General features: G+C 72.6%; 9 protein-coding genes. 2 read left to right on the forward strand and 7 right to left on the reverse strand.

Features of this window, described 5'->3' with window-relative positions; translation table 11 throughout:
• The 6 genes from ABZ215_RS42695 to ABZ215_RS42720 form a co-directional block, all read right to left on the reverse strand.
• Nucleotides 1–713, reverse strand: a 713-nt coding sequence (locus ABZ215_RS42695) for an SDR family NAD(P)-dependent oxidoreductase (protein WP_354956589.1), incomplete at its 3' end; no start/stop codon positions are given.
• Nucleotides 714–724: 11 nt separating this feature from the next.
• Nucleotides 725–1,366 carry an enoyl-CoA hydratase/isomerase family protein gene (locus tag ABZ215_RS42700; RefSeq protein WP_354956591.1) on the reverse strand — a complete coding sequence of 214 codons (642 nt, stop codon included), beginning with the start codon at nt 1,364–1,366 and terminating at the stop codon, nt 725–727.
• Between the two features lie 14 nt (nt 1,367–1,380).
• Nucleotides 1,381–2,610, reverse strand: a complete 1,230-nt coding sequence (locus ABZ215_RS42705; protein WP_354956593.1) for a CaiB/BaiF CoA-transferase family protein — start codon at nt 2,608–2,610, stop codon at nt 1,381–1,383.
• Entirely contained in the window at nt 2,603–3,577 is a 975-nt protein-coding gene (locus ABZ215_RS42710; RefSeq protein WP_354956595.1) for an alpha/beta hydrolase, read from the reverse strand. Before ABZ215_RS42710 ends, ABZ215_RS42705 begins: the two co-directional genes overlap by 8 nt.
• The gene (locus ABZ215_RS42715) at nt 3,574–4,290 is read right to left on the reverse strand and encodes a Crp/Fnr family transcriptional regulator (protein ID WP_237336587.1); all 717 of its coding nucleotides are present in this window, start codon (nt 4,288–4,290) and stop codon (nt 3,574–3,576) included. The genes ABZ215_RS42710 and ABZ215_RS42715 overlap by 4 nt, the downstream gene beginning before the upstream one ends.
• Entirely contained in the window at nt 4,287–5,210 is a 924-nt protein-coding gene (locus ABZ215_RS42720; protein WP_354956597.1) for an alpha/beta hydrolase, read from the reverse strand. The genes ABZ215_RS42715 and ABZ215_RS42720 overlap by 4 nt, the downstream gene beginning before the upstream one ends.
• 197 nt (nt 5,211–5,407) lie before the next feature.
• On the opposite strand from ABZ215_RS42720, the gene ABZ215_RS42725 reads away from it, so the two are divergent.
• Both ABZ215_RS42725 and ABZ215_RS42730 read left to right on the forward strand, forming a co-directional pair.
• Nucleotides 5,408–5,923 (forward strand): flavin reductase family protein, encoded by a 516-nt coding sequence (locus ABZ215_RS42725; RefSeq protein WP_354956599.1) that lies wholly within the window; start codon nt 5,408–5,410, stop codon nt 5,921–5,923.
• On the forward strand, nt 5,920–6,540 hold the full coding sequence (locus ABZ215_RS42730) for a 3,4-dihydroxy-2-butanone-4-phosphate synthase (RefSeq protein WP_354956601.1): 621 nt from the start codon (nt 5,920–5,922) through the stop codon (nt 6,538–6,540). The genes ABZ215_RS42725 and ABZ215_RS42730 overlap by 4 nt, the downstream gene beginning before the upstream one ends.
• Before the next feature lie 54 nt (nt 6,541–6,594).
• Here the strand turns inward: ABZ215_RS42730 and ABZ215_RS42735 are convergent.
• The coding region (locus tag ABZ215_RS42735) for an enoyl-CoA hydratase-related protein (protein ID WP_354956603.1) at nt 6,595–8,081 on the reverse strand (1,487 nt) is incomplete at its 5' end.

An 8,081-nucleotide genomic window follows, 5' to 3' on the forward strand; every position in this document is an offset into this window, starting at 1 on the left:
CCCAGCTCGAGCAGGAACCGCGCCACCGGCGGGACGTGCCCGCTGCGCGGGTTCAGCTGGGCGCGGACCTGCTCCTCGGTGAGCCCGCCGGCCGCCGCCCGGTCCGCGACGAGCCGTGGGGTGCGTTCGGTCTCCACCAGACCCGGGTGCACGACCGTGACCCCGACACCGTGCGGGCCGAGTTCGTCGGCGAGGTTCGCGGTGAGGGCGGCGACCGCCACGTTGCGGATCGTCCCGGAGACGGAGCCGGTGCGGCGGGCGTTGAGACCGGAGATGTTCACGATCCGTCCCTGCCCCTGCCGGATCATGTGCGGCGCGAGGGCGCGGGCGCACCGGAGGTAACCGAGGACCTTGGTGTCGAAGTCCGCCAGCACCTCGCCGTCGGTGAGATCGGCCAGCGGTGGGGGAGCGGAGGCGAAGGACGGCTGGGCGGCGGCGTTCACCAGCACGTCGACACCGCCCCAGGCGGTCACGACCTGCTCGGCCATGGCCCGGACCGAGGAGTCGTCGGTGGTGTCCGCCGGGACGGCGAGGACCTCCGCTGCCGTGGCGCCGGAGCGGAGGCCGTCCGCGGCGGCGCCGAGCCGCCGCGCGTCCCTGGCGACGAGCGCCACCCGGGCGCCCTCGGCGAGGAGCCCGCGCGCGATGGCCAGCCCGAGCCCACGGGATCCTCCCGTGACGACCGCCCGGGCACCCTTCAACTGCAGATCCATGGTGACCTTTCCTACCGGGACCGCGTGGCGGTCCTGATGGACATCGCCGTCGAGACGATGTCTTCGACGTCCGCGCCGCGCAGCCAGGCGAGGATCTCCCCGGCCGCGGCCGCCGCGTCCTGCGCGCACTTGTCGACCAGGCCATGAGCGGCGGCCTGCTCAGCGTTCCAGCGTTCCCCGCCGTACAGCAGCAGCCCCGCCGGGCCGGTGCCCACCGCCTGCACCAGCCGGCGCACGAAAACCGGCTCGTAGGTCAGGCCGTGACCGAGCGCCGGTATCCGGAAGTTTGCCGCCGGCGAACAGATCCGGACGTCGCAGGCGAGCGCGAGGCTGCAACCCGCGCCGAAACACGTCCCGTCGATCTCCGCGATCTTGGGCGGTGCGAGCTCCGTCAGCGCCAGGACAGCGGTCTCGGCCAGGTGCCGGTAGGCGGCGACGTGGTCCGGATCGGACGAACTCAACTCCGCGAGGTCCCCGCCCGCGGAGAAACTCCCGCCGGAGCCCCGCAGCACGACGGCCGCGATTCCCGGTGTCTCGTCGATCCTCCTGACATGCCCGACCAGTTCCTGCCACATGTCGCCGGACATCGCGTTCCGCTTCTCGGGCCTGCTGATCGTGAGCCGGGCGACCCGGTCTGCGATGTCCAGTTGCATCGAACCGCTCATTCTCAGCCGGCCTTCGCGTCCGGGGCCGGAGCCGCGGCGACCACGCCGTTTCGCACCAGGGCCCGGACCTGGTGGTCATCGATTCCCAGCTCGGTCAGCAGGTCGACCGTGTCCTGCCCGATCCCGGGTGCCTTCCGCCGCGCGCGGGGCGCGCCGTCGGCGATGAGCGGCGTGTTCACCACGCGGCGGTGCCCGAACCGCTCGACGTCGCCCGGGAACATCTCGCGGGCCGCGTACTGGGCGTCGTCCAGCATCTCGGGGACGGTGTGGACGGGCCCGCACGGCACGCCCGCTTCACGGAGCCGCTCGATCCAGTGATCCCTCGGCGCCGTCCGGAACCGGGCCTGGAGCAGCCCGGCGAGCCGCTCGCGGTGGACGAAGCGGCTGTACTCGCCGCGGAAGCGCTCGTCGCCGGAGAGGTCGAGGTCGAGCACCGCGCAGAAGTCCCGCCACGAGCGCTCGGTCACGCCGATCACGAGCACCGCGTCGTCGCCGCAGGTGAACGCCTCGTACGGCGCGGTGAGCCGGTGCGCGGTGCCCAGCGGACCCGGCGGCTCGCCCGTCCCGGCGTAATCGGCGACCTCCCACAACGACCATCCGGCGATCGTGTCCGCGAGGGACACGTCGATGTGGGAGCCGCCGAGCCCCGCCCGGACGCGGTGCAGCGCCGCCAGCACGCCGATGGCGCCCCACATCCCGGTGCCCAGGTCCCCGATGGGGTAGCCCGCCTTCGCCAGCTCCCCGCTCGTGCTTCCGGTCACGCTGAGCAGCCCGCCGTAGGCCTGGGCGACCAGGTCGATGCCTTTCGCGCTCCGCATCGGCCCGTACTGGCCGAAGCCGGAGATCGAGCAGTACACGAGGTCCGGGCAGTCGTCCTTCAGGTCCTCGTAGGACAGTCCCTGCCGCGCGAGCGCGCCGACCCGGAAGTTCTCCACCAGCACGTCCGACCGGCGAGCCAGAGCCCTGACCAGGTTCTGCCCGCGCTCGGTCTTGATGTCGACCGCGAAGCTCCGCTTGTTGCGGTGGATCAGGTCGAACGGCAGCGGGCGCTGTTCCGGCCCGACCAGACGCCGCCGGAGCGAGTCCCCGTCGACGGGTTCGACCTTGATGACCTCGGCGCCGAGGTCGGACAAGATGGTGGTGCAGTACGGCCCGGCCAGTGCGCCGGTGATGTCCAGGACCCGCACGCCGCTGAGGAAGTGCTGCTCCGTCGTCACGCTCGCCTCAGACATGTGCCCGGTTCCCCTCGTCGTCTCGCGGTGTGGCCGGTTGTCCCGGCCGCTCCAGGACCTTGCGCAGCACCGCTACCTCCTCGGACAGCTCCCGCCGGCTCACCGCCGCTTCCCGTACCGAGCCGGAGCCGTGGTAGGTGCCGGGGAACAGGTGCAGTTCGACGGGCACCCCGGCCGCCAGCAGTGATCGCGCGAAGTCGATTCCTTCGTCGCGCAGCGGATCGAACTCGGCGACGGAGACGTATGCCGGGGGCAGGTTCGTCAGGTCGGTGGCGCGGGCGGGCGCGGCGTAGGGCGACACCGCGCCGGCTGCCCGGCCGAGGTAGGCGGACCAGCTGATCTCGGCGTCCCGGCGGGTGAGCGCGGGCGTGTCGGTGAACCGCCTGCTGCTCGCCGTCCGGAGCCGGTCGTCCAGCGCCGGCGATTTGAGGAACTGGAAGCGGACCGGGGGCCCGTTCCGGTCGCGGGCCAGCAGGGCGGCCGCGGCCGCGAGCGCGCCGCCCGCGCTCACCCCGTGCAGGACGATCAGGGAGGGGTCGATCCCGAGCTCTCCGGCGTGTTCGCACAACCAGAGAAGTCCGCTGTAGACATCGTCCAACGGTGTCGGGAAGGGCCACTCCGGAGCCAGCCGGTAGTCCACGGCGACGACGACCGCGCCGGTTTCCCGCGCGATCTCGGCGTTGCGGAGGTGGCTCATGTCCAGATCGCCCAGGATGAATCCGCCGCCGTGGACGTGGTAGATCGCACCGCTGTTCGTCCGGCGGGACGGCCGGTACACGCGGAGTGCGATGACGTGCCCGTCCGCGGCGGCGCACGAGTAATCGTGAACACTCACACCCTCGACCGGGCCGGACCTGGTGTACCGGCTCGACGCGATCCGGCGGGCTTCCGCGACGTCGGTTCGGTCGACCGTGGGCAGGGCGGCGATCGACGGCACCAGCTCCTCGTCCATCCGGTACTGGCTCAACTGTCCCTCGCTTCGGGCAGGCGACGGCCCCGCAGGTCCGTCGACGCGAACGACCTCAGCAGCGCCGGGTCCTCGATCCAGATCTGCCGCCGGTAACGGCGGATCGCCCCGATGTCGTCCAGCTTCTTGAGCGCGCGGGCGACGACCTCGCGCACCGACCCGATGGTGTGCGCGAGATCGGTCTGGTCCGTCTGCACCAACAGCCCGTTCACGGTGGGGGTGGCCATCTCGAGCAGGTGCCGGCTCAGCCGCTGCTGGACGGAGTTGAACAGGTTGTCCTCGAGGTAGGCCACGGTTTCGTAGGTGGACTCCGCCAGGTACACGGCGACCTGGTAGGCGAGTTCCGCCCGGGTCCGCATGAGGCGGCGGAAGGTGTTCGGGTTCAGCACCGAGACCTCGCACATCGTCACCGCTTCCAGCGACGACGGTGCACCGTCGGTCAACATCGCGGGCAGGGCGGTGAAGTGCCCGGCCGTCGCGTACCGCGTGGTGACCTCCCGCCCGTCCCAGGACGTCACCTTCGCGCGAATCCGTCCCTTGTGGACGAGCGTCACCCGGTAGTCGGAGTTCCCGCGGCAGATGACGGTGCCCGCGGAGTAGGTCACCACCCGGCTGTCCGCGAGGAGCGCGTCGCGGATCTCCGGATCCTGTCCGGACAGGAAGCTCTTCGACCACGCCTGGAGCGCCGCGGCCGGGATCTGTGCGCGGTTCATTCCACCGCCGCCGGTTCCCCGGAGTCGAGCTGGTCGAGTCCGAACTGGGAGGTGAAGCGCGAGCGCGGGTCCCGTTCCGGCCAGCTGCCCGATTCGACCGACTGGAAGAAGCCGCGGGCGATGTCGTTGAACCGCTGCGGGTTCTCCAGGTTGGGGACGTGCCCGCTGTTGGGCAGCACCAGCATGCCGCACGCGGGCGCGGTCCGCTTCAGCATCAAGCCCGTGGACAAGCACGCCTCGTCCTCGTCACCGTTGACGACCAGGAGGGGGACCGGGAAACTCCGGAACTCGCCGGCCAGGTCGTGCAGGGATGGCCGGCGGCCCTGGATCTCGAGGACGGTGAGCGCCAGCCCCTCCGCGGAGTGTTCCGCGAACTGTTCGACGAACTCGTGCCACGCGGGCTCGTTGTGGTGCTTGAGCTGCACCCGGCTGGGGCCTTCGGCGAACTTGCGTCCGACGAACCCGGCTCCCCGCGACCGGAGCTGCTCCGCGACGATCCTGGTCTCCGCCAGGTAGCCCACCCGGGTGGCCGGGTCGGAACCGGACCCGACGCTGACCGCCATGACCGAGCGCACCCGGCCGGGGTGGCGCAGCCCGAGCTGGACGGCGGTGTAGCCGCCCATCGACAGTCCGACCACGTGGGCGGCGTCGACCTCCAGCGCGTCGAGCACCGTCAGCGCGTCGTCGACGGCCCGCTGCCACGAGTAGGCCGACGGGCTTGCCGGAACGTCGGAGGGCGGGTAGCCGCGCGCCGCGTAGGTGATGCACCGGTGGTCGTCCTGGAGACCGGCCATCTGCCGCGACCAGCTCCGGTGGTCGCCGGCGTACTCGTGGAGGAAGAGCACCGGAACGCCGTTGCCGGTGTCGGTCACGTGCAGCCGGACACCGTCATCGGTTTCCACGGAACGGCCCGTGTTCATGGCTTCTCCTGTGTCGTTGCATCCACGTCGATGCCCTCCTGCCGGGTTTCGGTCCGCGACCTGGACGATCCTTTCCAGGAAGGACGATCGTGTCTGTGACTTGCGTCCGTCAACCGCGGGTCCGGTGCCCGGACGTGGGTCACAGACAGGGCCGGGTGGTGCGGAGAGCATGCTGTGATCCGGCTCGAGGAGTTGACGTGAGAACACTCTTCCTTCCCCCGTTGTCCGTGGATCAGGCTGAGCGCAGGCGCGCGCTGCGAAACGCGTTCGCCCGGTTCCCGAGCGGGGTCACCGCATTGTGCGCCCTCGGGCCCGAGGGGCCCGTGGGCATGGCCGCCAGCTCGTTCACCTCGGTGTCGCTGGAACCCGCACTGGTGTCGGTCTGCGTCGGACACGGCTCCACCACGTGGCCGCGGCTGGCCGCCGCCGGACGGGTCGGCATCAGCGTGCTCGGTGGCGAGCACGCCGAGCTCAGTGCAGCCCTCGCCGCCCGCGGTGTCGACCGTTTCGCCGACGCGACCTGGGAGGCGTCGCCCGAGGGAGCGGTGTTCCTGGCGGGCGCTCCGTTGTGGCTGGACTGCCGGGTCCACCGGATCGTGCCCGCTGGGGATCACGACATCGTCCTGTTCGAGGTGCTGGGCGCGCGCACCGACGACAGGTTCGGCCCGTTGATCTTCCACCTGAGCGCGGTGCGCGCGCTGGAGGCCCGATGAGCACCGGCCTCGCCGCCGTGCGCGCGCTGGCGCTCGGCCGCCCGATCGTGGTGGTCACCGCCGGCGGTCCCGGTCCGCGCGCCGAGCTGGTGCTCGCTGCCGAGCGGGCCACCGCGCACGCCGTGGCCTTCCTCGTTCGTCACGGCGCGGGTTTCCTCCGCGTGGCGCTGAGCGACGACGACGCCGACCGGCTCGACCTGCCCGTGATGTACCCGCCCGGCAGCCGGGGCGCCCCGGAACGCGACTGCGTCGCCGTGGACGCCGCTCACGGGACGACGACGGGTATCTCCGCGGCCGACCGGGCCCGCACGATCAGCCTGCTGGCCGCGCCTGCGAGCACGCCCCGCGACTTCACCCGCCCGGGGCACGTCATCCCCGTGCGGGCGGCGGCGGACGCGACGGGTGGCACGCTCCCCGCGGCCCTCGCGCTGGCCTCGCGAGCCGGACTGCGCCCTGTCGTCGCGAGCTGCGCGCTCGTCAGCTCCAGTGATCCCGTCCTGCTCGCCGGTCCCCGGGAAGCCCGCGAGTTCGCCGCCCGCACCGGTCTGGCCGTCGTCCACGCTGCCGGCCCGCTTCGCGGCGTGGACGTGTTGACTACAGCGACGCTGCGGATGTGACCAGCGCACCGACGTTCTGGACCACCTCCGCCGGGTGACGATCCGCCTGCCTGCTCAGCCGCCGGTGAGCAGCGCCGGGCGGCGGGCCGCCGGGGCGGGGGCCGCCGGGTGGAGGAAGGCGCGCCTGGCGGCGGCGAAACCGTGCCGGTCCTCGAAGATGTCGTGGCTCATCTCCGCGAGTTCCCGCACCCGGTAGGTCTCCAGTGGCCGGCGCTGCTCGTCGGCCTCCCGGTCGGCGCGTTTGCGCTGCAGGAGCGCATCCGACCCGGCGGCCAGTTCGGCGGCCCGCTCCAGCACCGCGCCGGGGAAGCGTTGCCGGTCGTTCGGCAGGACCTCGTCGACCACGCCGAGTGCCGAGGCCTCGCCCGCGCTGACCGGCTCGCACCGGCTGGTCAGCAGCCGCGACTGCGCCTCGCCGACCCGGCGGGGCAGCACGTACGTCCAGTACTCCGAGCCGTAGAGGCCCATGGTCTCGTAGTGCGGGTTGAGCACGATCCCGTCCCGGGCGAGGACGACGTCGGCGCCGAGCGCGAGCATCACGCCACCCGCGCCGGCGCCACCGGCGAGCGCGGACACCACGACCTGCCCGGTGCAGGTGATGATCTCCCGGCACAGGTCGTTGATCGCGGTGATGTTGCGCCACGCTTCCGCCGCCGGGTTCGGGTGCGCCTCGATCGCCCCGAGGTGGATGCCGTTGGCGAAGACCTCGCCGCCCGCCAGCACCAGGACCCGGGTGTCCTGGGCGGCCGCGTACCGGAGGGCCGCGGTGAGGCGGCGGCACTGCGCGGTGGACATCGCGCCGTTGTAGAAGTCGAACCGCAGCAGGCCGACGTCGTCCTGCCGCCGGTAGGCGATTTCCCGCGGGCCTGACGGCTGGTCGGTCTCCAACGGCTCCAGCACCTCGGGCACACCCGCGAGAGCGCGCCCGAGGACCTGCGTGGCGGGCAGCTTCACCGACGGGCCGGGGGACAGGCGCCGGGCGTGCCCGACCCACACGGCGCCATCGCCGGTGCGGACGAGCACCGCCCCGTGGCGCCGCGCCGCGATCGTCCCCGGCTCGCCGGGCGTGACCGTGCCGGGATGGGCGTCGAACACCGCGACCGGCACACCGGCCAGCGTCGTGTGCACGCCGGGGCGGCCGTCCGCGGCACGGATGCGGCGCAGGATGTGCCCGGTCTCGTCGTCCCAGGAGAAGCAGCGGTCCGGTTGACGCACGGGCGGCCGGGACCGCCCGACGACGCCGGCCCGGTCCTGGTCCCGCGGCGCGAACCTCGGGTCGCCGGCCTTGGTCACCACCTCGGCGATCAGGTCCACCGCGGCGTCGGCGACCTCGCCGTTGTAGAGGGTGCTCTTGCGCGGCGGCTCGGCGGGCATCGCGAAGGTCCGCGACGCCCAGACCGGGCCGGCGTCCAGGTCCCCGGTCGCCTGCAGGGCGGTGACGCCCCACTGGCGCTCACCGTCCATGATCGCCCAGTCCAGCGACGACGGGCCCCGGTCGCCCGGAGGACCGGGGTGGATGATGATCGTGCGGTGGGCGCGCC

It is taken from the genome of Amycolatopsis sp. NPDC006131 (assembly GCF_040614175.1).
Taxonomy (GTDB): domain Bacteria; phylum Actinomycetota; class Actinomycetes; order Mycobacteriales; family Pseudonocardiaceae; genus Amycolatopsis_E; species Amycolatopsis_E tucumanensis.

Bases quoted from the DNA above. Each gene is read 5' to 3' on its own strand.
- ABZ215_RS42715 (WP_237336587.1), bottom strand. From the start codon at position 4,290: ATGAACCGCGCACAGATCCCGGCCGCGGCGCTCCAGGCGTGGTCGAAG.
- ABZ215_RS42720 (WP_354956597.1), bottom strand. From the start codon at position 5,210: ATGAACACGGGCCGTTCCGTGGAAACCGATGACGGTGTCCGGCTGCAC.
- ABZ215_RS42705 (WP_354956593.1), bottom strand. From the start codon at position 2,610: ATGTCTGAGGCGAGCGTGACGACGGAGCAGCACTTCCTCAGCGGCGTG.
- ABZ215_RS42730 (WP_354956601.1), top strand. From the start codon at position 5,920: ATGAGCACCGGCCTCGCCGCCGTGCGCGCGCTGGCGCTCGGCCGCCCG.
- ABZ215_RS42700 (WP_354956591.1), bottom strand. From the start codon at position 1,366: ATGCAACTGGACATCGCAGACCGGGTCGCCCGGCTCACGATCAGCAGG.